Origin of the sequence: Treponema phagedenis (genome assembly GCF_008153345.1) — a bacterium.
Lineage (GTDB): Bacteria > Spirochaetota > Spirochaetia > Treponematales > Treponemataceae > Treponema > Treponema phagedenis.
Genome location: NZ_CP042818.1, coordinates 3,287,082 through 3,311,404, shown reverse-complemented (window position 1 = coordinate 3,311,404; position 24,323 = coordinate 3,287,082). Strand labels below are relative to the sequence as shown.

The 24,323-nt window shown below is 40.7% G+C and carries 36 protein-coding genes; 6 read left to right on the top strand and 30 right to left on the bottom strand.

Going from position 1 to position 24,323, the window contains the following annotated elements; translation table 11 throughout:
- Position 1: 1 nt before the first annotated feature.
- From rpsE to tuf, 20 genes are all read right to left on the bottom strand, one after another.
- Complete coding sequence (gene rpsE, locus FUT79_RS14655) at positions 2-520, bottom strand: 30S ribosomal protein S5 (protein WP_044635047.1); 519 nt, start codon at positions 518-520, stop codon at positions 2-4.
- Between the two features lie 9 nt (positions 521-529).
- The gene (rplR, locus tag FUT79_RS14650; protein WP_002700867.1) at positions 530-892 is read right to left on the bottom strand and encodes a 50S ribosomal protein L18; all 363 of its coding nucleotides are present in this window, start codon (positions 890-892) and stop codon (positions 530-532) included.
- A 12-nt stretch (positions 893-904) separates the two neighbouring features.
- Entirely contained in the window at positions 905-1,444 is a 540-nt protein-coding gene (gene rplF / locus FUT79_RS14645; protein ID WP_002700869.1) for a 50S ribosomal protein L6, read from the bottom strand.
- Positions 1,445-1,454: 10 nt separating this feature from the next.
- Entirely contained in the window at positions 1,455-1,853 is a 399-nt protein-coding gene (gene rpsH / locus FUT79_RS14640; RefSeq protein ID WP_002700870.1) for a 30S ribosomal protein S8, read from the bottom strand.
- 10 nt (positions 1,854-1,863) lie between these two features.
- Positions 1,864-2,049: a type Z 30S ribosomal protein S14 gene (locus FUT79_RS14635; protein WP_081718749.1), complete on the bottom strand. Its 186-nt coding sequence runs from the start codon at positions 2,047-2,049 to the stop codon at positions 1,864-1,866.
- Positions 2,050-2,060: 11 nt separating this feature from the next.
- Positions 2,061-2,612, bottom strand: a complete 552-nt coding sequence (rplE, locus tag FUT79_RS14630; protein ID WP_002700872.1) for a 50S ribosomal protein L5 — start codon at positions 2,610-2,612, stop codon at positions 2,061-2,063.
- A complete protein-coding gene (gene rplX, locus FUT79_RS14625) occupies positions 2,612-2,923 on the bottom strand; it encodes a 50S ribosomal protein L24 (protein WP_002700875.1) in 312 nt (103 codons plus the stop codon). Before rplX ends, rplE begins: the two co-directional genes overlap by 1 nt.
- 9 nt (positions 2,924-2,932) lie before the next feature.
- A complete protein-coding gene (gene rplN, locus FUT79_RS14620; protein ID WP_002700876.1) occupies positions 2,933-3,301 on the bottom strand; it encodes a 50S ribosomal protein L14 in 369 nt (122 codons plus the stop codon).
- Between the two features lie 18 nt (positions 3,302-3,319).
- A complete protein-coding gene (rpsQ, locus tag FUT79_RS14615; RefSeq protein WP_002700877.1) occupies positions 3,320-3,592 on the bottom strand; it encodes a 30S ribosomal protein S17 in 273 nt (90 codons plus the stop codon).
- A 10-nt stretch (positions 3,593-3,602) separates the two neighbouring features.
- Complete coding sequence (gene rpmC / locus FUT79_RS14610) at positions 3,603-3,806, bottom strand: 50S ribosomal protein L29 (RefSeq protein WP_002700878.1); 204 nt, start codon at positions 3,804-3,806, stop codon at positions 3,603-3,605.
- Positions 3,807-3,818: 12 nt separating this feature from the next.
- On the bottom strand, positions 3,819-4,238 hold the full coding sequence (gene rplP, locus FUT79_RS14605) for a 50S ribosomal protein L16 (protein ID WP_002700879.1): 420 nt from the start codon (positions 4,236-4,238) through the stop codon (positions 3,819-3,821).
- The gene (gene rpsC / locus FUT79_RS14600; protein WP_024752668.1) at positions 4,222-4,977 is read right to left on the bottom strand and encodes a 30S ribosomal protein S3; all 756 of its coding nucleotides are present in this window, start codon (positions 4,975-4,977) and stop codon (positions 4,222-4,224) included. Before rpsC ends, rplP begins: the two co-directional genes overlap by 17 nt.
- A gap of 3 nt (positions 4,978-4,980) precedes the next feature.
- Positions 4,981-5,337 carry a 50S ribosomal protein L22 gene (rplV, locus tag FUT79_RS14595; RefSeq protein ID WP_002700881.1) on the bottom strand — a complete coding sequence of 119 codons (357 nt, stop codon included), beginning with the start codon at positions 5,335-5,337 and terminating at the stop codon, positions 4,981-4,983.
- A gap of 7 nt (positions 5,338-5,344) precedes the next feature.
- On the bottom strand, positions 5,345-5,632 hold the full coding sequence (rpsS, locus tag FUT79_RS14590; RefSeq protein ID WP_024752669.1) for a 30S ribosomal protein S19: 288 nt from the start codon (positions 5,630-5,632) through the stop codon (positions 5,345-5,347).
- Between the two features lie 9 nt (positions 5,633-5,641).
- Entirely contained in the window at positions 5,642-6,463 is an 822-nt protein-coding gene (gene rplB, locus FUT79_RS14585; RefSeq protein ID WP_002700885.1) for a 50S ribosomal protein L2, read from the bottom strand.
- Positions 6,464-6,493: 30 nt separating this feature from the next.
- A complete protein-coding gene (locus FUT79_RS14580; protein ID WP_002700888.1) occupies positions 6,494-6,778 on the bottom strand; it encodes a 50S ribosomal protein L23 in 285 nt (94 codons plus the stop codon).
- Positions 6,778-7,413, bottom strand: coding sequence for a 50S ribosomal protein L4 (gene rplD / locus FUT79_RS14575; RefSeq protein ID WP_024752671.1), 636 nt, complete (start codon positions 7,411-7,413; stop codon positions 6,778-6,780). Before rplD ends, FUT79_RS14580 begins: the two co-directional genes overlap by 1 nt.
- A 15-nt stretch (positions 7,414-7,428) precedes the next feature.
- The gene (gene rplC, locus FUT79_RS14570; protein ID WP_024752672.1) at positions 7,429-8,052 is read right to left on the bottom strand and encodes a 50S ribosomal protein L3; all 624 of its coding nucleotides are present in this window, start codon (positions 8,050-8,052) and stop codon (positions 7,429-7,431) included.
- Positions 8,053-8,102: 50 nt separating this feature from the next.
- Positions 8,103-8,411, bottom strand: a complete 309-nt coding sequence (gene rpsJ / locus FUT79_RS14565) for a 30S ribosomal protein S10 (RefSeq protein WP_024752673.1) — start codon at positions 8,409-8,411, stop codon at positions 8,103-8,105.
- Positions 8,412-8,474: 63 nt separating this feature from the next.
- The gene (gene tuf / locus FUT79_RS14560; protein WP_024752674.1) at positions 8,475-9,662 is read right to left on the bottom strand and encodes an elongation factor Tu; all 1,188 of its coding nucleotides are present in this window, start codon (positions 9,660-9,662) and stop codon (positions 8,475-8,477) included.
- Between the two features lie 140 nt (positions 9,663-9,802).
- On the opposite strand from tuf, the gene FUT79_RS14555 reads away from it, so the two are divergent.
- Positions 9,803-10,102, top strand: coding sequence for a hypothetical protein (locus FUT79_RS14555; protein WP_148879303.1), 300 nt, complete (start codon positions 9,803-9,805; stop codon positions 10,100-10,102).
- Between the two features lie 11 nt (positions 10,103-10,113).
- On the opposite strand, the gene FUT79_RS14550 is transcribed toward FUT79_RS14555, so the two are convergent.
- Positions 10,114-10,647: a LysM peptidoglycan-binding domain-containing protein gene (locus FUT79_RS14550; protein ID WP_024752675.1), complete on the bottom strand. Its 534-nt coding sequence runs from the start codon at positions 10,645-10,647 to the stop codon at positions 10,114-10,116.
- An 828-nt stretch (positions 10,648-11,475) separates the two neighbouring features.
- On the opposite strand from FUT79_RS14550, the gene FUT79_RS14545 reads away from it, so the two are divergent.
- Entirely contained in the window at positions 11,476-11,862 is a 387-nt protein-coding gene (locus tag FUT79_RS14545) for a desulfoferrodoxin family protein (protein ID WP_024752676.1), read from the top strand.
- A 236-nt stretch (positions 11,863-12,098) separates the two neighbouring features.
- Here the strand turns inward: FUT79_RS14545 and FUT79_RS14540 are convergent, their stop codons facing one another.
- On the bottom strand, positions 12,099-13,358 hold the full coding sequence (locus FUT79_RS14540) for an HD domain-containing protein (RefSeq protein WP_002700909.1): 1,260 nt from the start codon (positions 13,356-13,358) through the stop codon (positions 12,099-12,101).
- Positions 13,359-13,447: 89 nt separating this feature from the next.
- Here FUT79_RS14540 and FUT79_RS14535 point away from each other — a divergent pair, with 89 nt between their 5' ends.
- Both FUT79_RS14535 and FUT79_RS14530 read left to right on the top strand, forming a co-directional pair.
- Positions 13,448-14,020: a hypothetical protein gene (locus FUT79_RS14535; RefSeq protein ID WP_024752677.1), complete on the top strand. Its 573-nt coding sequence runs from the start codon at positions 13,448-13,450 to the stop codon at positions 14,018-14,020.
- Positions 13,995-14,819, top strand: a complete 825-nt coding sequence (locus tag FUT79_RS14530) for a hypothetical protein (RefSeq protein WP_024752678.1) — start codon at positions 13,995-13,997, stop codon at positions 14,817-14,819. Before FUT79_RS14535 ends, FUT79_RS14530 begins: the two co-directional genes overlap by 26 nt.
- A 31-nt stretch (positions 14,820-14,850) precedes the next feature.
- Here FUT79_RS14530 and FUT79_RS14525 read toward each other — a convergent pair whose 3' ends face one another.
- Entirely contained in the window at positions 14,851-15,300 is a 450-nt protein-coding gene (locus tag FUT79_RS14525; protein ID WP_002700913.1) for a hypothetical protein, read from the bottom strand.
- A gap of 51 nt (positions 15,301-15,351) precedes the next feature.
- On the opposite strand from FUT79_RS14525, the gene FUT79_RS14520 reads away from it, so the two are divergent.
- On the top strand, positions 15,352-15,615 hold the full coding sequence (locus FUT79_RS14520) for a hypothetical protein (RefSeq protein WP_148879305.1): 264 nt from the start codon (positions 15,352-15,354) through the stop codon (positions 15,613-15,615).
- A gap of 15 nt (positions 15,616-15,630) precedes the next feature.
- On the opposite strand, the gene FUT79_RS14515 is transcribed toward FUT79_RS14520, so the two are convergent.
- From FUT79_RS14515 to prfA, 6 genes are all read right to left on the bottom strand, one after another.
- Positions 15,631-16,530: an adenosine deaminase gene (locus tag FUT79_RS14515; RefSeq protein WP_002700914.1), complete on the bottom strand. Its 900-nt coding sequence runs from the start codon at positions 16,528-16,530 to the stop codon at positions 15,631-15,633.
- 111 nt (positions 16,531-16,641) lie between these two features.
- Positions 16,642-17,565: a regulatory iron-sulfur-containing complex subunit RicT gene (gene ricT, locus FUT79_RS14510; RefSeq protein ID WP_024752680.1), complete on the bottom strand. Its 924-nt coding sequence runs from the start codon at positions 17,563-17,565 to the stop codon at positions 16,642-16,644.
- A 10-nt stretch (positions 17,566-17,575) separates the two neighbouring features.
- Entirely contained in the window at positions 17,576-18,112 is a 537-nt protein-coding gene (locus tag FUT79_RS14505; protein WP_024752681.1) for a YaaR family protein, read from the bottom strand.
- Between the two features lie 9 nt (positions 18,113-18,121).
- Complete coding sequence (locus FUT79_RS14500) at positions 18,122-18,538, bottom strand: bactofilin family protein (protein ID WP_002700920.1); 417 nt, start codon at positions 18,536-18,538, stop codon at positions 18,122-18,124.
- A gap of 2 nt (positions 18,539-18,540) precedes the next feature.
- Positions 18,541-19,569: a M23 family metallopeptidase gene (locus tag FUT79_RS14495; protein ID WP_002700923.1), complete on the bottom strand. Its 1,029-nt coding sequence runs from the start codon at positions 19,567-19,569 to the stop codon at positions 18,541-18,543.
- A gap of 517 nt (positions 19,570-20,086) precedes the next feature.
- On the bottom strand, positions 20,087-21,157 hold the full coding sequence (gene prfA / locus FUT79_RS14485; protein WP_024752682.1) for a peptide chain release factor 1: 1,071 nt from the start codon (positions 21,155-21,157) through the stop codon (positions 20,087-20,089).
- Positions 21,158-21,421: 264 nt separating this feature from the next.
- On the opposite strand from prfA, the gene FUT79_RS14480 reads away from it, so the two are divergent.
- Entirely contained in the window at positions 21,422-22,309 is an 888-nt protein-coding gene (locus FUT79_RS14480; RefSeq protein ID WP_024752683.1) for a leucine-rich repeat domain-containing protein, read from the top strand.
- 242 nt (positions 22,310-22,551) lie between these two features.
- Here FUT79_RS14480 and FUT79_RS14475 read toward each other — a convergent pair whose 3' ends face one another.
- Positions 22,552-23,982 carry a nicotinate phosphoribosyltransferase gene (locus FUT79_RS14475; RefSeq protein WP_148889769.1) on the bottom strand — a complete coding sequence of 477 codons (1,431 nt, stop codon included), beginning with the start codon at positions 23,980-23,982 and terminating at the stop codon, positions 22,552-22,554.
- Positions 23,983-24,323 lie beyond the last annotated feature (341 nt).

Below are 24,323 nucleotides of genomic sequence, written 5' to 3'. Positions count from 1 at the left end.
TCTACCCCCAAAATTCCGCAAGGCTTTTGCCTCTATTTTTAGCGGCAGTTTTCGCATCCATCAGCTGAGAGGCGGCTTCAAAGGTTGCCCGCACCACATTTACTGCAGAGTTTGAGCCTAATGATTTTGAAAGCACATTAGTAGCTCCTGCCGCTTCCATGATGGCACGAATAGTACCGCCTGCAATAATTCCGGTACCTGAACATGCGGGACGTAGCAAAACTGAAGAACCTTTAAATTTTCCCTGCACTTCATGAGGAATTGTTCCGTCTTTAAGAGGAAACACAACCATATTGTGTTTTGCTTTTTCAAGACTTTTTCTAATTGCCTCGCTTACATCATTTGCTTTGCCGAATCCGTATCCAACCCGACCTTTTTGATCACCTACAACTGTAAGAGCGGAAAAAGAAAATCTGCGTCCGCCTTTTACAACTTTTGCAGTACGGTTGAGCTTAATCAGTTTTTCTATAAATTCTTTTTCATTCTGTCGGCCTTTGCCGAAATCTTTTTGACGATCCATACCCACTCCCTAGAAATTAATTCCCGCTTTGCGGGCACCGTCGGCAACAGCCGCTACTACGCCGTGATATAAAAAGCCGTTTCTGTCAAAAACAACAGTGTCGATGTTTTTCTCTTTGAGCCGTTTTCCAATCTCTTCACCGACTTTTTCACCGGATGCAATATTCACTTTTAAAGAAGCAAGATCTTTTTCCAACGTGGATACGGAAACCAATGTGCAGCCTTTATCATCATCAATAACCTGTACCGAAATATTTTTATTACTGCGGAAAACAGACATTCGAGGACGCTCTGCTGTTCCGTGAATCCTTTTTCGGATATGGATCTTACGCTTCATTCGTTTTCTGTTTTTATCATTTTGTTTTCTAATCATATCGCTTAACCCTTATTTAACCCCGGATTTACCGACTTTGCGCACAATAACTTCATCGTCATATCGTATTCCCTTTCCTTTATAAGGTTCAGGAAGCCGAAGTTTGCGAATTTGTGCCGCGAACTCACCAACACGCTCTTTGCTTATTCCGGAAACTACAATTTTTCCGGGACTTTCAACTTTTACCTCTATTCCTTCAGGAATAAGAACGCTGAAATCATTTGAATAACCGAGAGCCATAACCAATATTTTATCCTTTACTTCCGCACGGTATCCTACGCCGTTAATTATAAGCGTTTTTGAAAAACCGTTTGTTACTCCCGCAACCATGTTGCTTAAAAGCTTTCGATATAAGCCGTGACAAGAACGAGCTTCTTTTGTATCATTCTTTCTGGTAACAAGCGCCTCCGCACCTTCAACTTTAATATCGACTAAAGGAAGATAGTCCTGTGTAAGCTTCCCTTTTGGCCCCTCCACGGTAAAAGCGGTAGGAGAAACGGATACCTTTACACCTGCAGGAATTACCACAGGAAGTTTTCCGACCTTTGACATTTTTTACCTCCTACCAAACCTTACAGATCAGCTCTCCGCCTACCTGTTGTTCAGCGGCACGCTTACCTGTTGTTACACCCAATGAAGTTGAAACGATTAATGTCCCATAGCCATTATATACGCGCGGTAATGTTTTATATCCCGAATACACTCTTCGACCGGGAGTTGATAATTTTTCAATCCCTTGAATTACCGAAACTTCATTATCATCATATTTTAAGAATACCCGAATATTGTTCGTACCGTCTTCGGCAATTTTCTTAAAATTCCTAATATAGCCTTCCGTTTTTAATATTTTTACAATCTCAAGCTTAAGTTTTGAAGAAGGCACATCTACTTTCTCATGTCCTGCTGTCGCTGCATTACGAATTTTTGTCAGCATATCTGCAACCGGATCTGAAACACTCATCTTTTACCTCCTACCAACTTGATTTTGTAACGCCTGGTATCTGACCTTCACTGGCTAATTTTCTAAAACAGATACGGCACATTTCAAATTTTCTCATATACCCGCGAGGTCTACCGCATACTCTACATCGATTATATTTGCGTGTAGAAAACTTAGGGGTTCTATTTGCCTTATTTATTAATGATGTTTTTGCCATGAAAACCTCTCTTATTTTCTAAAGGGCATACCAAACTTTCCAAGAAGGCTGCGGGCCTCTTGGTCTGTTTGAGCGGAAGTAACCATTGTGATATTTAATCCGGCAATTCTTTCGATTTTATCAAAATCAATTTCAGGAAAAATTATTTGTTCGGTAACTCCCATTGAATAATTTCCGCGACCGTCAAAACCGTTCGGATTTACACCGCGAAAATCCTTAACTCGAGGCAAAGCAACATTTATAAAACGATCAAGAAATTCATACATTCTTGAGCCGCGCAATGTTACCATCGCACCAATTTCGTTTCCCTCACGAAGTTTAAAGTTTGCGATACTCTTTTTTGCCTTTGTTTTCACAGCCTTCTGTCCGGTAATAATACCGAGATCCGTCACTGCGGCATCAAGAAGTTTCTTATTCGTGAGAGCTTCACCAACACCCATGCTTAAAACGATTTTTTTGAGCTTCGGCACTTGCATTATTGTTGTGTAACCGAATTCTTCTACTAATGCAGGGGCTATATTTTCTGTATAGACTTTCTTAAGCCGAGGTACATAATTACTCATTACAACGCCTCTCCAGTTTTACGACATATTCTTATTTTTTTATCGCCTTCCATTTTATATCCGATACGAGTAGGTCCGTTTTTCCCGACGATCATGACGTTAGAAACGTGAATAGGAGTTTCAATTTCCATAATTCCGCCTCTATCCTGCTGACTTTTTCTCCGCATTGCTTTTTTTTGCATATTTAAGCCCTGCACGATCACTCGATTAGAGGATGGAAGCACTCGGAGAACCATACCTCTTTTGCCTTTATCTTTCCCCGCGATAACTTCTACCGTATCATTCTTTTTGATCTTAATTTTATTAGCCATTTCACTCTCCTAAAGAACTTCAGGGGCCAACGATACGATTTTCATAAACCCGACATCTCGAAGTTCTCGAGCAACCGGTCCAAAAATTCGCTTTCCCTTGGGGTTCTTATTTGCATCAATAAGAACACAGGCATTATCATCAAAGCGGATATAAGTACCGTCAAGGCGGCGATATTCTTTGGAAACACGGACAATCACCGCTTTCTCTACGGAACCTTTTTTTACTGTAGATGTGGGGAGTGTGTCCTTAACCGCCACAACAATAATATCACCAATTCCGGCATATCTTCGATGCGATCCGCCGATTACTTTGATACACTCAACAAGCTTTGCTCCGGAGTTATCGGCAACGTTTAATCTTGACTGCATTTGAACCATAGTATACGAAGCCTCCTCTTACTTAGCTCGCTCAACAATTTCAACAAGTCGCCAGCATTTGTCTTTGCTTAAAGGACGACTTTCCATAATCCGCACAGTATCTCCATATTTAGCTGTATTTTCTTCATCGTGTGCTTTGTATTTTTTGCTTCGCGACAAATACTTTTTATACAGCTTATGAAGTTTCTTGGTTGTAACTTGCACGGTAATGGTTTTATCCATTTTATCGCTTGTTACAATTCCAACAAACTCGCGGTTCCCGGTTTTCTTTTTTTCAACATTCTGTTCCACGGGCCTGCTCCTACTTTACTTCTCCCGCCAACTCTTTTTGACGAAGGAATGTGTTGATTGTCGCTATTTCGCGACGCATTGTTCTTTTCAGCAATTTGTTATCCACATGGCCAACAACAAGCTGAAACCGTAAATCCATATACTTTTGTTTTAAGTCCTTACGCTTTGCAAGAAGCTCTGCATAAGACATGTCCTTGTAGTTAGGTTTTTTCATAGCATATCACCCTTATGCTTCACGCGGATGTTCCGCAAAGCGCGTTTTAAACGGAAGTTTACTGCCGGCAAGCAACATTGCCTCTTCCGCAAGCGTTCGCTCAATTCCGGCAAGCTCAAAAATAATCGTCCCCGGTTTTACAACGGCAACCCAGTACTCGGGCGCACCTTTTCCCTTACCCATACGGGTTTCAGCAGGTTTTTTGGTGTAAGGCTTGTCAGGGAAAACTCTTATCCATAACTTACCGCCACGTCTAATCTTTCTGTTTAAAGCCACACGGGCAGCTTCCAACTGTCTGTTTGTCAGCCAAAAGGGCTCAAGGGATACAAGCGCATAATCACCAAAATCAATTTTATTACCGCGTGTAGCATTTCCCTTAACTCTTCCGCGCTGAATCTTTCTGTATTTTACTCTTTTAGGACTCAGAGCCATTGTTTAACTCCTTCCTGTTGGGTCTTCGTTCGCGTCTTTGCGGGCGATCGGAGCATTCTTTTCGCTGCTTTCGTAACAAAGAACCAGCATCTTCTTTTTGTTCATTTCCATACATCATTCCGGCATAAAGCCAAACCTTTACGCCGATTTTACCATAGGTTGTATGAGCTTCAGCAAAGCCATAATCAATGTCGGCGCGCAGCGTATGCAAAGGAGTTCTACCCTCCTTCATTTCTTCCGTCCGAGACATCTCAGCCCCACCCAAGCGCCCCGACACTCTTATTTTTACACCTTGCGCACCTGCTTTCATGGTATTAAAACACGCCTGTTTTAATGCTTTTCTGAAAGAAGCACGACCTGCAAGCTGGCGGGCAACATTCTGTGCTACCAAAGAGGCATTAAGCTCCGCGCGCTTAATTTCTTTAATTTTAATCTGTACCTTCTTATCAAGCTTCTTCTGAATGTCAGCACCTATTTTTTCTATCGTCGCCCCTTTCACACCGATTATTACGCCGGGGCGCGCGGTATGAATCATAATTGTTATTCTTTGCGGATGCCGAATAATGTCAACACAAGCAATGTCGGCGTTTTTAGCTTCAGGAAGCTCTTGGATTATTTTTCTAATCCTTAAGTCTTCATGTAGCGTATCCGCATACTCACGCGGATCGGCATACCAGCGTGAAGACCATGTCTTGTTGATTCCCAGTCTTAAACCTATCGGATTAACTTTTTGTCCCATATCTTATGCTCCCGCCTTTTCTTCTACCACAACGGTAATATGACACATTCTTTTCAATTGCACGTCAGCGCGCCCACGCCCACGGCACCACAGTCTCTTTAACCGCGGCCCTTCATCAATTTGAATGTCTTTTATAATGAGCATGTCTTCATCAAGCTCTTTATTGATATCTAAAGCATTTGAGGCGGCGGATTTCATAGTTTTTGAAATCAAGCGCGCCCCCTTTTGGGGCATGTTTTCCAAAATTGCCATTGCATCGGTATATGACTTCCGTTTTACAACATTCGCAACCGGTCGCACCTTGGTAGGGGATGCTATAAGGAATTTGGATACCGCTTTATATCCTGTTTTTTCAGCCATTTTTCACCTACCTTCCAACTTTTTTATCAGAACCGCCATGCCCGCGAAATATTCGCGTCGGAGAGAACTCTCCGAGTTTATGCCCGACAAATTCTTCGGTTATGTATACAGGAATCCATGATTTACCATTGTATACGGAAATCGTAAACCCAACCATTTCAGGTATAATTGTGGAACATCGGGAGTAGGTTTTAACCATTCGCTTTGATTTTTGATCCCCCGTCTTGTTCATCTCAACAACCTTTTTATAAAGACTCTTTTCTACAAATGGTCCTTTTTTAACAGATCTTGACATTTATTACTCCTACTTCCGCTTCGACACTATAAACTTGTCGGAAGGGTTACGCTTTTTACGAGTCTTAAATCCCTTACACGGCTGACCCCAAGGCGTTACGGGGTTACGTCCTTTACCCCTGCCCTCACCGCCTCCGAGCGGGTGATCAACTGGGTTCATAGACATACCGCGAACGGTAGGCCGTATACCTCTCCAACGAGCACGACCCGCTTTTCCAAGAGCCGTATTCATATGATCCCCATTTCCAACTTCACCGATTGTCGCATAGCATTTTTTATGCACCATCCGCGTTTCCCCGGAAGGCAGTTTGATGGTAACATAATCACCCTCTTTTGCCGCAATTAGAACAGAAGCCCCGGCAGAGCGAGCCATTTGCCCTCCCCGACCGATTTTGAGTTCAACATTATGCACGGTAAATCCTACCGGAATAACCTCCAACGGAAGCGCATTGGCAATATCTAAAGAAGCGTTCTCACCGCTTACAACTTTTTGCCCAACTTGCAATCCTTTAGGAGCGAGAATATACCGTTTTTCACCATCGGCATAAAAAATTAAAGCGATGTTTGCACTGCGATTCGGGTCATATTCTATTGTTCTGACAGTACCCGGAATACCGAATTTATTTCGCTTAAAATCTATTATGCGATACTTTTTTTTATGCCCGCCACCTTGATGACGTACCGAAATCCTGCCGTTACTATCACGCCCCGCTTTTGAAGCCTTTCCCTGAGTAAGGCTTTTTTCCGGCTTCTGTGCGGTAATTTCATCTCGGCGGATGTCAATGCGTCCTCTTAGTCCCGGTGTTATAGGCTTATATACTTTAAGAGCCATGTTTTACTCCTTCAAGCAGATACTCTTTGCTTAAGCACCTTCAAATATCTTTATCGATTGACCGGCGGCCAGTTTTACAATAGCCTTCTTCCATCCTGAAGTTTTTCCGGCACGATAACGAACTCGGCGCATTTTTCCTTCAACATTCATAACAGTACACTTTTCAACTTTGACATTAAAAAGTTTTGCTACTGCTTCCTTAATCTGAATCTTTGTAGCTCGAGAATCAACCCTAAAAACATATTTCCCTTCTTCTCGTAAACTACTTGACTTTTCGGTCAGCACAGGTGCTATAATAATATCATTATGTTCCATTATTCAGCATCCTCCGAATTATAAAAATCAGAAAGCTTTTTAACCGCAGACTCCAATATCAACACTTTTCGTCCATAAAACAAGTCATGCGCACGCAATCTGTTATATGATAAAAACGAAAGCCGCGGGATATTCTTACCTGCTCGTTTTAACATAGGATCATCATCATGAAGAATGAGAACGGTTCGCTCTCTCTCCGCAAAATTGCTTAAAATTTTTGCCAGATCTTTTGTTTTTCCGCTTTCGATTGTAAAATCCTCAACTACCGTAAGTCGATCGTCTTGCGCTTTCATACTCAAAAGAGACTTCATAGCCAGACGCTTTGCCTTTTTAGGCATTACATAACTATAATCGCGCGGCTTGGGCCCAAAAATAGTCCCACCACCGACCAAAATCGGAGATTTTTTATCACCGCGTCTTGCCCTTCCGGTACCCTTCTGCCGATACGGCTTTGCATTAGAGCCATTTACTTCGGCGCGCCCTTTTGTACAGGCAGTACCGACACGATTGTTCGCCAGCTCATTATTCACCGCATAGTAAATAACATCTTCATTGACAGGAAGACCGAAAACGGCATCATCGAGATTAATCGTCCGCAATTCTTTGCCATCGACTGAATAAACCTTTTTTTCCATCGTATACTCCTGCCGTTATTTTTCGCGCTTTACTGCGGATTTTAAAAATACGGTTGCATCTTTTTTCCCCGGAACGGAACCGCGAACCATAACAACACCCACCTCAGGATCAATCTTTTCAATCCGTAAATTTTGCACAGTTACTTTTTCTGCACCCATCCGGCCAGGCATTTTCACGTTTTTAAATGATCGCCCCGGGCTTGTGCACTGACCGGTAGAACCGGCCTCTCTGTGAAATTTTGAACCGTGAGAAGCTCGACCGCCGCCAAAACCCCAGCGTTTAACAACACCCTGAAACCCTTTTCCTTTCGAAACCGCAGTTACATCAAGATAACGGGTAGTATCCAGAATCTCAACACCGATTTTTTCGCCAACGGAAACCTCTTTATCAAAACCGCGAAATTCTTTCAGTAATTTCACCGGTTTCATATCCGCAAACTGTCCCGCATACGGTTTTGCCGTATGCTTTTCTTTCATTTCGCCTAAACCGAGCACAACAGCGGAATAGCCGAATTTTTCTTCATCTTTCAAGGCAACAACAGTGTTCGGCTCAACCTGAATAACAGTAACAGGCATTAAATGCCCCTGCTCGTTAAACACCTGCGTCATGCCTATTTTTTTTCCAATCAGTCCAACCATTATCAACTCCTCGGTACGCACCCCCTGATTTAGGGCCGTCTACCTGATTCTTACTGTTTAATCTCTACATCAACCCCTGCAGAAAGCTCCAACCCCATCAGAGCATTCATCACATCCTGCGTGGGCTCAATAATATCAATCAATCGCTTGTGCGTTCTCATTTCAAACTGCTCTCTCGATTTTTTATTAACGTGGGGAGAGCGAAGAACAGTAAACTTATTCACCCTTGTAGGAAGCGGGATAGGCCCTGAAACCTTTGCCTCTGCCTTTTGAACAGCTTGCACAATCGCCTTTGAGCTTTGATCAACAAGATCAACATCAAATCCGCGAAGCCTTACGCGAATCTTTTCTTTAGCCATGTTTCCTCCATACAGAAACAAACGGCTGCACTGAAAAGCACAGCCGCATTTCATCTCTGTGTACTACCCCAGAATTTCAGTTACCTGTCCTGAAGCAATAGTTCGTCCACCTTCTCGGATAGCAAGTTTAAGACCTTTATCCATAGCGATCGGGTGAATGAGCTCACCTATAATCTTTGTATTATCACCAGGTTTAACCATTTCAACACCATCAGGGAGCTGAATTGTTCCGGTAATATCGGTGGTTCTAAAGTAGAACTGAGGCCGATACCCTGAAAGGAACGGGCTATGGCGGCCACCCTCTTCTTTAGAAAGAACATAAATTTGAGCCTCAAATTTAGTGTGAGGGAGAATTGTGCCCGGCTTTGCAAGAACCTGCCCGCGCTCAACTTCTTTCTTATCAACACCACGAAGCAACAAGCCGACGTTATCACCAGCAATACCTTGATCCAAAAGCTTGTTAAACATTTCGATCCCGGTAACAACGGTTTTCTTTGTAGGACGAATACCGACAATCTCAACCTCTTCGTTAAGCTTAATAACACCGCGTTCGATACGACCTGTTACAACAGTTCCTCGTCCGGAAATTGTAAAGATATCCTCAATAGGCATCAAGAACGGCTTTGCATCATCACGTACAGGATCCTTGAAGTAAGTATCCATAGTAGTAAGCAACTCTTCAATACATGCTGTATCTTCAGGAGTCGCACCTTCCGCCAGAGCCTTAAAAGCGGAACCCTTTATTAAGGGGGTATCGCGCGGGAAGCCGTAGCTTTCAAGCGCATCACGCACTTCTTCTTCTACAAGCTCAATAAGTTCCGGATCATCCACCAAATCAACTTTGTTCAAGAAAACAATAATTGACGGAACACCTACCTGACGAGCCAAAAGCAAATGCTCTTTTGTCTGAGGCATAACACCATCGGGAGCGGAAACAACAAGCACGCCGCCATCCATCTGAGCAGCACCGGTGATCATGTTTTTAACATAGTCAGCGTGACCGGGACAGTCGATATGCGCATAATGGCGCTTCTCAGACGTGTACTCAAGATGTCGTGTATTAATCGTAATACCGCGAGCCTTTTCTTCCGGAGCATTATCAATTTCATCATATTTTAGAAGCTTATCACCATATTTTTTTGCACAATACGTAGTGATCGCTGCCGAAAGAGTTGTTTTACCATGGTCAACGTGCCCAATGGTACCAACATTCATGTGAACTTTTGTTCTTTCGAACTTTTCCTTTGCCATGTAAATCCTCCTAAAAGATAATAGGCAAGTAGTAAATTCCCGCTAAAACAACAGCAGGACATATCGTCACCTTTAGCTCAATACGAGCGTAAAGTGAAAAACCAAAAACATAGTGATTGTGTATCAGATAGGGATATGAAATGCCTAAACGCATTTTTAGTTTTACCACCCATAGGTTTTCGAGCGGTTTCGGGATCCACCTGAACACCATCAAACTAAGTTTGATGATTGGTTTGGCATCCTCCAGAGTTTCGGCAGGAACCTTTTTGCCCACCACTGTGAGCATAAACACCAGCCTGTTCGAGCAACTTTACGGCGATGTTGAAACCCTTCAGAACACCGAGCATGTTAACAAGCACACACTCAATCAGGCTGGCATTTTACTTTTTTTAAAAAAAAGAGTCAAGCTAAAAACAGTTGTTTTTACGCAAACCCTGTAGAAATTCGCGAATTAACGCGGAATTTTTGCCAAATTACCGTCTTTCATCTTTTCCTGCAAATTTCGAAGGAACGTAGCAACGTCCGGCTTTCCTTCCGATCGATATACGTTAATAACCTTATCAAATTCTGCAGAACCTTTTCCAACATACTCCGAATTTTGCATAAACTCATCAAAGTTAGGAATATTAATTTTCATTCCCGGATAAATTCTGTCAGGATGTTTCACCACACCCGGGCTGCAAGCCATTATTATCGGGAAATAATAACCACGAACTCTTGAACCGTAAAATTTTTCTGCAATTTGAGACAGGGTGTCTTCATTTTTAACGATATACGCTGTCATATTTACCTCTGTCGATACCGCAGGTTCTTCCACAACAGGTTCTGGCTCGGGTTCTGGTTCGGGCTCAGCGATCGGCTCCGGCTCTTTTTCCACAACAGGCTGTGGCTTTGGTTCCGGCGAGGGCGGCGGGGCCGATTTACACGAGACCGCAGCAAAGATTACTGCTCCCGCGAGTAATAGCATAGCAATTATTTTTTTCATAAGTAACTCCTTTATTAAGAAGGATTCAAAACACTTCTTAATGTTAACGCCTTTTAGTATCTCACAAAACAAAAAAGAAAACAAGTGAATCATGATACACAAAAACGTATATATAAAAAAATAATTGACATAGTAATTCGTTACATTTTTTTTACGATTAAGATAACATGTTTTCAAAAACACCGTGTTCCCTTATCGTCCGCCAATAGTAAAATTATGCCAACCGAAAAACAAATTATGTCAGCTGCAAATCTTTTTTCCTCAAGTGTAAATCCTTGGGGCATAGAAACATCGAATAGAAGTTTTATGGATTTTGTGTATCCGTATCTAGGATAACGTTTTGTAATTAAGTTTACATTCGAGAATGTATCAACAATAAAGCTTACCGAATAAAACATTCCTGTGGTAAATTGCTCACCGTTGCGCCGTGTCGACCTCTTTTTATAACAGGAAGCTTTAAAATTCGCAGGTTTCATTTTGCCACGGACGGCAAAAATCAGAACGGGCACGGACGCCCGTGGTTCCACGCAGAAACGATGTTTTAAAGCAAAGTAATTTGCAAAGCTTTAAAACTCGTAGGTTTCATTTTGACACGGAAGTCAAAATGAAACCGTTGTGTCGAACTCTTTTTTATAAATTTTTTACGATTCGTATAAAATACGTTAAATAAAGCGGTAAGCCTCCTTTGTTTTAATTAATATTCAGGCTTTATTGAAAATAGTTTCGATTTTTTGATTTTTGCTTTACAATCGAGTTTATTTTTAGTATATTAAAATTAAGAGTTAATATCATTTTGACTTGAAATAGAGTCATTTTAAGGAGTATGCAATGAGTAAAACTATTGATTTTTTTCTGTGCAATAAAGGCATCGGAACATTTATCGCGTTAGACGCTTGTAAGGACGCCGAGGTTTCCTGTTGCGGAGAAAAGCTTGCCGCCGTAAAAATCGGAAGCGTTGATGCCGCAAAAGAAAAACACGTGCCCGTAATTGAAGTGCATGGGACAACTGTTACGGTAAAAATCGGATCAGCGGAGCATCCGATGACACCGGAGCATCATATTGCATGGGTTTGCTTAAAAACCGAAAAAGGGCTTCAGTTTAAGGAATTGCCCATAGACGGTAAACCGGAAGTAGAGTTTTCAATCACTGCCGATGATAAGGTCATAGAGGCCTATGAATTCTGTAACCTGCACGGCGTATGGGTTGGAAAATAAGCTGAATTGATTATCGAAAAAAGCGGTTTCAAGTAATTGAAGCCGCTTTTTTTATGCTGCTGCCGACATTAAATGCCGCCAACGTAGCGTTCTGCAATTAACTTACTTATTTGTGCTGATCGAAGCATCAGCAATAATTGCCTGCAGCTCCGGCATTCCTGTGGTAACCGCTGCGGATGGCGGCAGTTCCATGCAGCATAGGCCGAGTTGGCAAAAAAAACGCTATACTACACTCCCTATATCCATTGCTCAAGCATTTCGAGGGGAAGTTTCCCGATTTTTTTTACGGCATCAGGTAAAAGCGCAATTCTTATTTTTCTTAATGAAGAAACAAACTTTTCTATAGTCGCATGGTCAAAAACCGACACTGTTACAAAATTATCACCGTTTTCCGTTTTTAATAAACTTTCAAAACTAATTTTCTCAGGGATATCAATTAAAACATCCTTCGCTTCCAGACTCAACTTATATTTTGCACCAAGAAAATCGGCAATTTCTTCTTCCGCCTTTGCTCGAAAATCCAAATCTTCAAGAGCTTTGTGGCGCATGTTTTGCGGATCAAAAGAAACTTCGGCAACTTGTTCAAAGAGCTTGCCGCTTTTCATCATATAGGCAAGCGTTTTTTCAGGAAAATTCGTTTTATCAATGAGGCTAAATATTCCCTTATCGTCCTGATGATACAACGATTCAGGAGAAAATATACTTTGCCGCAACCCGGCGTAAATCATTTTTTTCATCATTGCGGTGGCAATCCGCACATCTTTATGCCAGTACACCGCCTTATACATGAGGTATTTTGAAAACAATATGTTTTCAACCGACATAATTGCTTTTTCAGTTATACAAAGTCCGTTTTTTTGATCGGCACGCAATTCGGAAAAGATAAAATCAATATCCTGAACACCGTATGGAACCCCGCAATAGTATGCATCCCGATTTAAATAATCAAGCTTATCGGGATCTAATACGCCGGAAAGAAGATTTCTGAAAAATCCCGTCTCATTATTTGCAGGCAGCGTATCATCAATAATAGCGGCGGTTTGTTTTGGATCTGCCCCCGCTTTTTCGACCAATGTTTGCAAAGGATCACGCAAAATGCTTTCCGCCGTCAACTGCTCGTGCTCTTTTAAGCGTAACTCTTTTAATGAGTGTGTGAACGGAAAATGCCCTAAATCATGTAAAAGAGCGGCGGCCAAAAAAGAGCAAAGCCCTTCCGGCGTTATCCAATGCAAAGAATTGTTTTTAAGCAAGGACTGTACCATTCGTTTTGCAACATGATACACACCGATACTATGCACTGCGCGAGTATGGCTCGCACCAGGATACACTAATTCCGTAGGGCCTAGCTGCTTTATTGCGTAAAGACGTAAAAAATCCTCTGTTTGCGTAAGAGCATAGAGCTCCGGCGTAAACCATATATGTTGCCAAAGCGGATCGCGCACCGCTTTTGAAAAGTTTTTTTGATCAAAAAAACGTTCAAATGAATTTATTTTCATATTTTTTGAGTGTAGTCTCTTATCTCTCCCTTGTCCAGACGGGCAAGCTGTGCTATATATACAGCATGAGGAAAAGCATCTTTTCTATTGTGATATTAATTTCCTTGGCGTTTTTAGTTTCTGCGGAGCCGGACACGTTACGCGCTTCTCTGCGCGAATATTTTGATTCAATAATATGGACTGATGCAAAAGAGATTGCCCCGAAACCTCTTGCAGAGCCTTTCACACTCCCCGAGGAAAAAAAATCAGACGTAGCGGATTTCGCCGACACTTTCACCGATGAAAAGATTTTCCCGTATCTTGAAGGCTTAGATTTTATTGATTACGAGGCGATTCCATCCGATCTTTTGCAATTTCTTTCAAAGCTGAAAAACTCTTTTTTACAGAAAAAAATTGATTCCAACCTCTGTGAACAGTCAAGACCGTTTTTATCGCCTTTGTTCAATTATCGCATGGAACGTTTTCCGGAAATTACCGCAGCATGTTTCGGCAAACCACAAATGAAGGCAAACGGTTCCGCAATAGCATTATATCGGTTAAATGCCGCCAAAACCGGTTATTATTTAGTAGAAATTACGGCAACACAAACACAAGGAGTATGGAAACTTTTTCAATTTGATGTAAAAGGGGGCTTTCGTGCAAACGCCTCTCAACAGAATTGAAAGAGAATATATTATAAAAACATTTAAACGTGATACTCCGCCAATTTCCATTCTCTGCGGAGCAGAGCTATTTGTTCTTAAAAAAGAACAATACCGCATCATTAACGAAACTGTTTATTTTAACTGCATCCCTTTTTTACTCGGAAAAAACATTACGGTTATTTTTACGCATAAGCAAAGAAGTTTTTGTTTTTACACCGATACTTTGCAAAAAGAAAGATATCTGTCTTTTTCCCTTGCTCAGCGAATTTATAAGTATGATGTGGGCACTGCAGACTATAATATTCCCTTTGCCGAAATACATATAAACACTTCGCTTAAATTTTCAGCTTTTGCAGCCCCGGAATTGCCGCTCGATCATATTATTCCGCAAAAAGAGATTCTTTCCGATCCTAAACGTTTAAATGAAACGGTAAAAAAACTCATCTTCCGTAAGAATGCCGCAAAAAAAATCACCGCTTCAAGCTTGTTGCGAATAATAGAATTTGAAAAAAGCGCTCAATCTTTTTTTTCCGCAAAAACAAACAGAGGCATGCTTTTTTTATTTGTCGATAATATCCGCCTGGTTACCGCATCAGTGCAAACAATCAGCAGGATAATAAAAAAACAACAAATTGAAAGCATCAGATTACACTTTCCAAAACGCAATATTACAGTCAGCCCCGCATCGGTTGAATTTTATCTACCGATTACGCAATTGCCCGAAGTTGAAATTATCGGCTACAGTCTCACTGCCGCAGAAGAAGAGGATAAACGCTTTTTATATGAAAACATCTATCGCGGAAAATACGATTTATAATAAGTCAGCTGCTTTTAACAGCGAAGGCTGCCTATTCTCTGTTTTTCAAAATAATTAAACAGCGATCATCGGCACGAACATCAAGCGGAATATCCTGGATATCACTATTAAGCGGTATTTGCAGAAGCTTCACATTGCTAAAATCCTTCTTTGCAAGCAACCGCCCTTCTTTACGTTTATACTTTTTAAAATTATACGACACTTTCGTTATGCCGTCAGCTTTTATAGGAATATATATTTTTCCGCGCACATCGGTTGTAAAACTTTCCTCACTGCCGTCTGAAAAATAAACCGTGCAAGGAAGGTCGCAATACGACATGTGAAACCTATCCGCAATTTGAATCTCCGCCTTTACAATTTCTACAATTTCAGCAGGAGCCGAAATAACAGCAGGCGGTTTGGTTTTACAAGAACTCAGAAACAGCGTTCCCGCAAATACTATAATACAAAATATATAGAAACCATGCTGTGTACGTTTCATACATAAAACTCCATTAAAAATTTTTACCGCTCCTTTATACGGCAAAACCGTATGCGCAAAACAAAAAAAAGAGACGCTCAAAAGCTTCGCAAAACAAAATATAAAACGAAAACCGCAAATAAACAAGCAGATAATACTATTTCTTTAGACGGTTCTGATTTTGACGTCCTTGCCAAAACCAAACCTATCTGCGTGAAACCACAGCTGTCCGTGGCAGTTTACCATAAGAATACCGAAAATCCGCAAGTCATTATTATTAATGCGCAGATTAGTATAATGAGAATGAATTACAGAACGTTATTTCAATATATATAAATAAAATGATAGCAGTTAACGAACAGAAAGAATCTTTTCAGCATCCGATTCGGTAAGCAGTCCGCAGGAAACCATATCAAAAAGTTGCTCACTGTTTGTTTTTCCAAAAAAGAGCAAGTCATCTGTTCCTAAACCTATCGGAACCCCCGCATCCATCATTTTTTTAATCGGATGTGTTTCCAAGCTTTTAACCGCTCCGAGCATTACGTTGCTTGCCGGACAAACATTGCAGCGGATTTGTCTATCAGCAAGAAACTGAAGGACGGAGTCATCATTTGCTGCCCCTATTCCGTGCTGAACCTCATCAAGATTGAATGTTTCTACAAAGTATTGCACCGATTCTGCATCGGAAAATTCGCCTACATGAGCCTTTTTTTTCAGCCCGTATTTTTCGGCAAGCTTAAACAGGTACACAAAATCTTCAATGCCTTCGGAGACTTCCGGACCATACAGGTCAATATTGCTGAAAACTTTGCTTTGCATCATCGGTTCAGCCCATTTTGCAATAAAATTTCTATCTTGTGTTTTTGGAATACCTAATTCAAATTGAAGGTCAATTTTTTTCTTGTTTTTTTTCTTTAAATTTGTTAAATCACTTAAGAGGAAATCTAAATCTTCCTGATAATGTCTTATAAACATAATATCAACCGATGTTTCCATGACAACAACATTATCCTCAATTGCATCCTCAATTGACATTATGAATAAATCAAGAACATCCTGCGCTGTTTTGCAACGAGGACGAGTATATTCGGCGATAATTTCATGCATTTCATCAAGTCCCTTCATTTTTCGGGGAAAATTCGGAATGGTTATACCTGACCATTTTTTGTATCGCTTATATCTCATGCTTAAGTTTAGATGTGTGTGTGTATCAGCCTTTGGTTGAGATTTATAATAATCAAGATCTTTCATCTTTGTCCTCTTCTACCTCTATATATGAAGTAGTTTAAAAAAACTATTACATATGCAATATACATCTTTATTATCGGTAAAACAACAGAAAAAATAAAGATGTAGGAAAATTTAATTTTTTATTCTCCATTTATCATTTTCTTTTTCCAGTCGTTTTGCCGGGATATTCAAAACGCGACCGTCATCCCCGGCTAATACTATTATTTCTGTGAGAGGATTAACTTCTATTATTTTAAAAATGGCATTATCATAATAAAACGAGACGCCCGCTTCGGGCAGGTTCTTTTTTGCTTCTTTATACCAGTCATGCTCATATGCAAGGCAACAAAGCAGCCGACCGCATTGACCGGATATTTTAAGAGAATTCAGAGAAAGCCCCTGCTCTTTTGCCATACGTATAGAAACCGGTTTAAATTTATCGTTAATTGCGTGACAGCAAAAAGGTCTGCCGCAACTGCCCAAACCTCCGGTTATTCTTGATTCGTCTCTTACGCCGATTTGCCGAAGTTCGATTCTTACTCTAAACACAGAGACAAGGTCTCTTACAAGTTTTCTAAAATCAATTCTGGTATCTGCACTAAAAAAGAAAATCAGTTTAGGCTCTTCCAAAAGATAGTGGCAGCCGATAAATTTCATCTCAAATTGATGAAGTTCAACCTTCTCTTTAAAAACACGCTCTGCTTCTTCTTCCTTTTTTTTATTTTCTTCAAATCGTTGTAAATCATGCGCTGTTGCCTTTCGTATTATTTGCACAACATCGCGCGGGGTACAATTAATCGGGCTTTTTACGCTTCCCATAACTCTTGCTATATCTTCACCGTAACGAGTCGGAACAATAACAAAATCAGATCTTCCAATATTTGTTTCCGGATTCGTTGCGTAAAACGTTTCTTGAGAATAGTCGAGTTTTAATAAATATAAGGGTTCCGAAAATACATACGTTTCTTTCGGCTCATCAGAATCATCTTCTTGAATATCTTCCGAATCTTCCAAATTTTTTAGTTCATCATCTATATTGTCTTGAATATACTCCATATAATAATCCTTATGAAATTAAATCAATCAGCAATCCGTAAATTTCTTCAGTTTTTTGAAGAATCCTGAGCTGATCCGCTTGATTAGTTAAAAGTTCGGCAATAAAAGAATCCAATTTTTCATCAATAACTTTTATTTTGGTAAAGGGAATAGTATCAGGCATTCCTGTTTTTTTATTCATTTTGATAATGGTTTTTGTTTCTGCCGTATAATTGTTTTTTATAACGAATTGCGCAAAGCTTTGAACTGCTTTTTTGTACGCGGCAATTGTTTCAAACGTAAGGTATTCTTTTAACGCATCTCCTGCGGAGTGTACCTGATCTTGAAAAAAAATAATGGCTTCTTCGTATGTCTTATCTTTTAAAACATCTTGAGGGTTTACAATAGTTTCTTTAGCTTGGTTATCAGTAAGTAAATGAAAAAAGCTTAATTTTTGTTTTGTTTCTGTTTTTTTATTTTCGTTTTTTTTTTGTTTTATATCGTCTGCAGTAAGAAAATGAGCGGAAAGTGAGGATGTATAATTTGAATTATCGATTCTATTTGCCATCCATTCTCCTTATTTTTTTTGCGCTAAACCGGACGCTTGTAGGGCTTTTTGGTTAGTATAATTTTTTAGTGCTGTATCAAAAGCTTCACGATTTTGCTTTGCAAAACAAAATCCGCTGAACAAAACATTTTCATCAATACGAATTTTTTGTGTAAGGACTGCTCCGATAATAACCGCAGAAGAAAGAATGATAACATTGTCGGGAGCGATAATATCGCCCTGTACTATTCCGCCGACTGTAACCGACTTTGCTTCAATATTTCCGCGAATGCGTGCTTTCTCACCGATTATTACTCTTCCGGTTGTACTAATACTGCCGTCAATATCTCCATCTACCCGAATAAAACCGGGAACATTGACATCTCCGTGTATAAACGAGTCAGGACCTATGATTGTGTTTATCGATATATCTTCAACTTTTGCCATGATCAACGTTCCATGCCGGCCTTTATATTCAGATATTTTCTCGGGTCAACCACATCGGATCCTATGTGTACTTCATAATGGAGGTGCGGACCGGTTGCGACTCCCGTTGCCCCTATATATCCGATAACCTGCCCCTGCTGTACATGCTGGCCGCGGGTAACGTTATATGACTGCATATGAGCATAGCGAGTATAAAATCCGTGTTTATGTTTTACAATAACATAATTTCCCCAGCCTGAATCATATTCTACCGTAACAACCTGCCCATCCGCTGTTGCAATAATAGGATCTCCATAGCGGTAGGTCGAAAGGTCAATTCCTTTATGTACATACCACTGCCCCGTAAAAGGATGCTTATTTTGCCCAAATCCCATTGAAACATGCCCGATGCCGCCTTTAATAGGCCAAAGGCTCGGAATATCGGAAAACAAAGTTGTCTGCGAATTTAAAAGTTTCCCCATTTCCTGAACAGGCTGAATGGCATCCTGCAAATATGCAGCCATTTGTTGTAATTCCGCAGACTCTCTTATTGCGCCTTGCGCTTGCTCTTGTATAGTGAAAAGCTTTGACAAGTCATTTGCATCTGATTCTGTCTTGTTTTTTTGTATAAAAGTGTTTAATCCAAGTGTAGTAAAAGTAGAAGAAAGTGTTGATTGAAAATTCTTTGCGGATTTTAAGAGATTATCCGTTTCAGATCGCAATAAATCGAGACTCGCCTGTGTTTTTTTTGTTTCTTCTTTAAGGCTCGCCAGATACCGTGATGAAACGACAGCTTGATGAGAAAACCAAAAAAAAGATCCGATTATGCCGATAAATAAAAAAGCTGCAAAAATGAGTGAAAATAAACTTGTCTGAAAATTTATTACTTTCTTTTGAGAATGAGGAACGACCATAATAGTCAGCTTCTTTCTTCCGGCATTAAAAAATTTGAGTACAGCAGAAATAATAAATTTGCCTATTTTCTTAAAAAAAGCAGTTATTGAACGAACAATATTATTTTCGGCACGTTTATAACCTCGAGTTCGAGCCACAGTAAAATCCCTTTTCGCTTTGCGAATGAATATAATTTAATTTCAGAATACTATACCACTAATAAAAAGTCCTGTCAAATTATGATGCATTAAAAGCGGAATTTATTCTTATTTTCTTATCGGACAAATATGCTTAAATCTTTAAAACGGTTCTGTCCATTTTGAACAGCACAAAATAATACAAAACGATTCCAAAGCATCCGCAATTGTTTTAACCACCCTGCTTCTTAGTATAATGTACTTCCCCCCAAAAGTTGGACACGGCGCAAAGGCGAAACCTTGGAATTTCTACCTTCGTTTCGCCTACGAGTTTAAAAGCTTCAATTTTACAAAACAGTGCTGATGCTTTTAAACATCGTTTGGAATTGAGCAACGGCGAGCAATTTACCATAGGAATGCTTAAATCCGCAGTCCCTCATTGTTGGTGCTCCAATTTGTATAACCGGAAGTTAATTACAAAACGCTACACTTAAGTCTTTAAACTATACCGGTCTCCGGAGGAATATACCGAGCGTTATTATGTATTTGCCTCATTGAGCATTTCTTCACGGGCGGCAATACAGAGCGGTTCAATAATCTCGTCAAGATCGCCTTGCAGCACAGCATCCAGCTTATACAGCGTTAAATTAATTCTATGATCGGTCACTCTGTTTTGGGGAAAATTATACGTGCGGATTCTTTCCGATCGATCACCGGAACCTACTTGCGATTTTCTATTTTGCGCTCGCTCCTGATTTTTTTTAGACTCTTCCAAATCGTACAAGCGGCTGCGTAAAACCCGCAATGCTTTTGCTTTATTCTTAATTTGGCTTTTTTCGTCTTGGCAAATAACAACCATTCCCGTCGGAATATGCGTAAGTCGAACAGCGGAATCGGTAGTATTAACACTTTGTCCGCCGGGGCCTCCTGCGCGCATAACATCTACGCGCAAATCCTCCGGTTTTATAACGATTTCCGTTTCTTCAGCTTCAGGCAGCACCGCAACCGTAACCGCACTGGTATGAATTCGCCCGGAGCCTTCGGTTTCCGGCACTCGCTGCACTCGATGCACTCCGGATTCATACCGCAAGCTACCGTAAACATATTTACCGGAGATTGAAAACACAATCTCTTTAAATCCGCCCAGCTCGGTTTCATTGGCGTCCATAATTTCATAGGTCCAATTCTTTGATTCTGCATAATGCGTATACATTTTAAAAAGATCCGCCGCAAACAAAGCCGCTTCATCGCCGCCGGTACCGCCTCGAATTTCCATAATAATATTCTTTTCTTCCATCGGGTCAGGCGGAATAAGCAACATTTTTAAGTCAGCTTCGCTTTGTTCCAGCTGTTTTTCAAGCGCGTGCATTTCCTCCCGCGCCATTTCTTTTAATTCATGGTCGGACTCTTCCTGCATTAACGCATGTGCTTCCTGCAATTGTTTTTCGGTTTGCAAATAAAAATCATACTCATCCATCAACTTAGAAAGATATCCGTGTTGCCGCATCACATCTTTATAGCGTGCAACGTTTTTCACCAAGTCGGGATCTTGCACCTCAAGCTCAACTTGTTTCCACTGATTCCGTAAATTTTCCAATCTGTCTTTCATCATTTTTCCGAACGCAATTTTATCAAAAACAACAGAAAAATACAATGTAGTTTTTTAAACCGATTTTAACCTTTGCGGTAACTCGCTACGTGCATTGCGGCTTGAGTTTTGTCGAATGCCGAGTTTGCGAAAAAGCTAATCTATAAAGCCCTCAAAAGAATTATTTTATTCTTCACACACTCACCATGAATTACACAAAATCTTACTTACAATTTATAAAAAACCATGATATACTGTTTTAAAATTATTTAGGAGGCGATTTATATGAATGCCAAAACAGAAAACAAAAAACAATTTGGTTTGAGAACCTTGCTTCTCATCAGTGTTGTGCTTTTTGCAGCCGGAGCTTTTAGCGGATGCAGTTCCGTTAGCAAAAACCCGTCCGCTGCACCAGCCAAGTCTGTTGTTACCATGAAAACTTCAGGAAACAGTATTACCCTTACTGTAACAACAATGGACGGCAGCCCTTGTACGGTTTTGCACGGCGATGCAATCCTTTCCGAGGTACCGGGAACCGGAACTCCGCAAACGATAAGCGGTATAGACTCCGACAAAGAGATCGTTATTAAGGGAAAGGGTATACAAATCCTGCACTGCAATGACAACAAGCTTAACGCTTTGGAACTCAATGCTGTGCCCAATTTGACCGAACTGTATTGCCAAGACAATCAACTGACATCTTTAAATGTAAGCGGCTTGGACAATTTGATCACGCTGTATTGCTACGGCAATAAGCTCCCTTCTTTGAGTGTAAAGGGTTTGAATAAGCTGACCACACTGTACTGCTATAAAAATCAGATGCCGTCTTTAGATGTAAGCGGGCTGCCGAATCTGACCATATTGTTCTGCGGTTACAATCAACTGACATCGTTAAACATAAGTAACGTACCCAAGCTGAACACATTGCGCTGCTACAAAAATACACTGACCGCAGATGCTTTTAAGGCAGTGTTTGAAGCATTTCCGCAAAGAGATGAAAGCACTCCGGGAAAGGCGGTAATATATTTAGACGGAGATGAGAATTCCAAAGTTTTCAACAATCCTTCCGCCGAGCTGAAAAAAGCTTTTAACGGGGTAAATGCCAAACACTGGACATTGTATCATAACGGCGATGAGGACAAAGACAAATTGGAACCCTATTCCGGGTTGTAAATAAAATCAGACTCGCCGCTTATGGCGAGTCTGATTTGACAGAAACATCCATCTAATAAGAATTGTAAAAAATTTTATAAAAAAGAGTTCGACACGGCGCAAGGGCGAGCCCTTGGAATTTCTACCGTTTATTCGCCAGCGGTGAGTAGTTTACCGTAGGAATGCAGAATTCAGCATCCTGCAAGCCATTCTTGTTGATACTCCAGCCGGTTCAAGCCTCAGGTTATTTGCGAAGCGTTATATTAGCTTTTGTTCCAAGCTCCTTTCAAAATAAGCTCCTGCTTTATTTTTTGCAAGTTTTCGGTCAGGGAAACTTTATAGATATGCGGATTGAGGAGCCGTTTTGAGGTTGGATCAAGATGTTCAAGCTGTTCCGCCATCCGCTTATGGATTGTGGGAAGATCTTCAAGTTTTACAAGGAGACTGCCGTCTTTAATTTTCGGTTTTAAAAGCGGTTCAACTTTTTTCGCAGCAAAGCTGAATGTTTGGTAATCGTTAAAAGGATGAATGTATTTATAGCGTACACCCTCTTCGATTATCTCATCTTCCACTCCGATGACATCGGCTTTAAAGCTGCCATCGGTATTGTACAACCGCCAAACCTGCTTAACCGCCGGATTGGTAGTTTTTGCGGGATTATCCGAAAGCTTCATAACCGGTACCCACGCATTGTTTTGCTCGTACGCAGCAAGTTTGTACACGCCGGTAAACGAGGATTCATTGCCGCCGGTAACCATATGTGTACCAACCCCCCAGCCGTCTATCGGAGCCTTATGCATCAAAAGAGATTCAATTATTTCTTCAGTGAGTTCATTTGAAACGGTGATCTTTGCATTGGGTAAACCCGCCACATCTAAACGTTTACGCACCTCCGTGCTGAGATACTGAATGTCGCCCGAATCAAGCCGAATGCCGAAGTTTTTCCCTTCTGCCTTTAAACGCTTGCCAACTTTGATCGCGTTCTCAATTCCCGACTCAAGAGTATTATACGTGTCGATGAGGAACACCGATTTTTCGCCGTAAATATCAGCATATGTTTGAAAAGCTTCCTCTTCGGTATCAAAGGACATAACCCAAGCGTGCGCCATTGTTCCCATTGCAGGAACTCCGTATAATTTTGCCGCAAGTGTATTGCTGGTACCTGCTGCTCCGCCGATAATAGCGGCTCTGGTAGCACTCATTGCACCATCGCAGCCCTGCGCCCGCCGCAGCCCAAATTCCATAATGCTGGATTTATTTGAGGCAAGCCAAATACGTGCCGTCTTCGTTGCAATCAAACTCTGAAAATTAACCGTATTAAGAATCAAGCCTTCCAATAAGAGCGACTCAATTATATCTGCCTCTACGCGTATGAGTGGTTCGTTTGGAAAAACCACAGACCCTTCGTCCATGGCAAGCACCGTACTGGAAAAGCGGAACTTACTCAGATAGTTTAAAAACTCCGCATCAAATATTCCTGTGCTTTTCAGATATGCAATATCATCGTCTCCAAAACGAAAATTCATAATAGCTTCAAGCAAGGGGTTTAGCCCCGCAAAGATTGAATACCCTCCGTTAAAAGGCTGGCGCCTGAAAAACATATCAAAAACAGTGCGCTCCCTTCTTCCGGTTTTATAATAACCTTGAGCCATTGTAAGCTCGTAAAAATCCAAAAACAAGGCGTTATGAATCATGTCTCCTCCAAATATGAATCCAAACAATACTCAAAATATATAAAATGATACCGCTCCCATTGTAACGTAATAAAAGACACAAGTCCAGAGTAAAAAAATCGTTTTCTGTTATTTAAAACTGTACTGCCCCCGTTTTAAGACACGTGCTCCTAAGAACAAAAACCTCGCAAAAAAATAAGCAAGGAGGTGTTTATCAAAAAATATTGGGGAATATTGAGGTAATGATTTTCTTATTCATCCACGTAAGAAAAATTATAACATGAAATAGTGACATATCACACAACACGGCATACTTGATAGGAAGAGTCGGCTTAAGAATCTATAATCAATAAAAAAGTTTA

Coding starts and splice junctions, on each gene's coding strand:
- rpsE (WP_044635047.1), bottom strand. CDS start 520: ATGGATCGTCAAAAAGATTTCGGCAAAGGCCGACAGAATGAAAAAGAA.
- rplR (WP_002700867.1), bottom strand. CDS start 892: ATGATTAGAAAACAAAATGATAAAAACAGAAAACGAATGAAGCGTAAG.
- rplF (WP_002700869.1), bottom strand. CDS start 1,444: ATGTCAAAGGTCGGAAAACTTCCTGTGGTAATTCCTGCAGGTGTAAAG.
- rpsH (WP_002700870.1), bottom strand. CDS start 1,853: ATGAGTGTTTCAGATCCGGTTGCAGATATGCTGACAAAAATTCGTAAT.
- FUT79_RS14635 (WP_081718749.1), bottom strand. CDS start 2,049: ATGGCAAAAACATCATTAATAAATAAGGCAAATAGAACCCCTAAGTTT.
- rplE (WP_002700872.1), bottom strand. CDS start 2,612: ATGAGTAATTATGTACCTCGGCTTAAGAAAGTCTATACAGAAAATATA.
- rplX (WP_002700875.1), bottom strand. CDS start 2,923: ATGGCTAATAAAATTAAGATCAAAAAGAATGATACGGTAGAAGTTATC.
- rplN (WP_002700876.1), bottom strand. CDS start 3,301: ATGGTTCAAATGCAGTCAAGATTAAACGTTGCCGATAACTCCGGAGCA.
- rpmC (WP_002700878.1), bottom strand. CDS start 3,806: ATGAAAAAACCTAACTACAAGGACATGTCTTATGCAGAGCTTCTTGCA.
- rplP (WP_002700879.1), bottom strand. CDS start 4,238: ATGGCTCTGAGTCCTAAAAGAGTAAAATACAGAAAGATTCAGCGCGGA.
- rpsC (WP_024752668.1), bottom strand. CDS start 4,977: ATGGGACAAAAAGTTAATCCGATAGGTTTAAGACTGGGAATCAACAAG.
- rplV (WP_002700881.1), bottom strand. CDS start 5,337: ATGGCTGAAAAAACAGGATATAAAGCGGTATCCAAATTCCTTATAGCA.
- rpsS (WP_024752669.1), bottom strand. CDS start 5,632: ATGTCAAGATCTGTTAAAAAAGGACCATTTGTAGAAAAGAGTCTTTAT.
- rplB (WP_002700885.1), bottom strand. CDS start 6,463: ATGGCTCTTAAAGTATATAAGCCTATAACACCGGGACTAAGAGGACGC.
- FUT79_RS14580 (WP_002700888.1), bottom strand. CDS start 6,778: ATGGAACATAATGATATTATTATAGCACCTGTGCTGACCGAAAAGTCA.
- rplD (WP_024752671.1), bottom strand. CDS start 7,413: ATGGAAAAAAAGGTTTATTCAGTCGATGGCAAAGAATTGCGGACGATT.
- rplC (WP_024752672.1), bottom strand. CDS start 8,052: ATGGTTGGACTGATTGGAAAAAAAATAGGCATGACGCAGGTGTTTAAC.
- rpsJ (WP_024752673.1), bottom strand. CDS start 8,411: ATGGCTAAAGAAAAGATTCGCGTAAGGCTTCGCGGATTTGATGTTGAT.
- tuf (WP_024752674.1), bottom strand. CDS start 9,662: ATGGCAAAGGAAAAGTTCGAAAGAACAAAAGTTCACATGAATGTTGGT.
- FUT79_RS14555 (WP_148879303.1), top strand. CDS start 9,803: ATGCCTAAACGCATTTTTAGTTTTACCACCCATAGGTTTTCGAGCGGT.
- FUT79_RS14550 (WP_024752675.1), bottom strand. CDS start 10,647: ATGAAAAAAATAATTGCTATGCTATTACTCGCGGGAGCAGTAATCTTT.
- FUT79_RS14545 (WP_024752676.1), top strand. CDS start 11,476: ATGAGTAAAACTATTGATTTTTTTCTGTGCAATAAAGGCATCGGAACA.
- FUT79_RS14540 (WP_002700909.1), bottom strand. CDS start 13,358: ATGAAAATAAATTCATTTGAACGTTTTTTTGATCAAAAAAACTTTTCA.
- FUT79_RS14525 (WP_002700913.1), bottom strand. CDS start 15,300: ATGAAACGTACACAGCATGGTTTCTATATATTTTGTATTATAGTATTT.
- FUT79_RS14520 (WP_148879305.1), top strand. CDS start 15,352: ATGCGCAAAACAAAAAAAAGAGACGCTCAAAAGCTTCGCAAAACAAAA.
- FUT79_RS14515 (WP_002700914.1), bottom strand. CDS start 16,530: ATGAAAGATCTTGATTATTATAAATCTCAACCAAAGGCTGATACACAC.
- ricT (WP_024752680.1), bottom strand. CDS start 17,565: ATGGAGTATATTCAAGACAATATAGATGATGAACTAAAAAATTTGGAA.
- FUT79_RS14505 (WP_024752681.1), bottom strand. CDS start 18,112: ATGGCAAATAGAATCGATAATTCAAATTATACATCCTCACTTTCCGCT.
- FUT79_RS14500 (WP_002700920.1), bottom strand. CDS start 18,538: ATGGCAAAAGTTGAAGATATATCGATAAACACAATCATAGGTCCTGAC.
- prfA (WP_024752682.1), bottom strand. CDS start 21,157: ATGAAAGACAGATTGGAAAATTTACGGAATCAGTGGAAACAAGTTGAG.
- FUT79_RS14480 (WP_024752683.1), top strand. CDS start 21,422: ATGAATGCCAAAACAGAAAACAAAAAACAATTTGGTTTGAGAACCTTG.
- FUT79_RS14475 (WP_148889769.1), bottom strand. CDS start 23,982: ATGATTCATAACGCCTTGTTTTTGGATTTTTACGAGCTTACAATGGCT.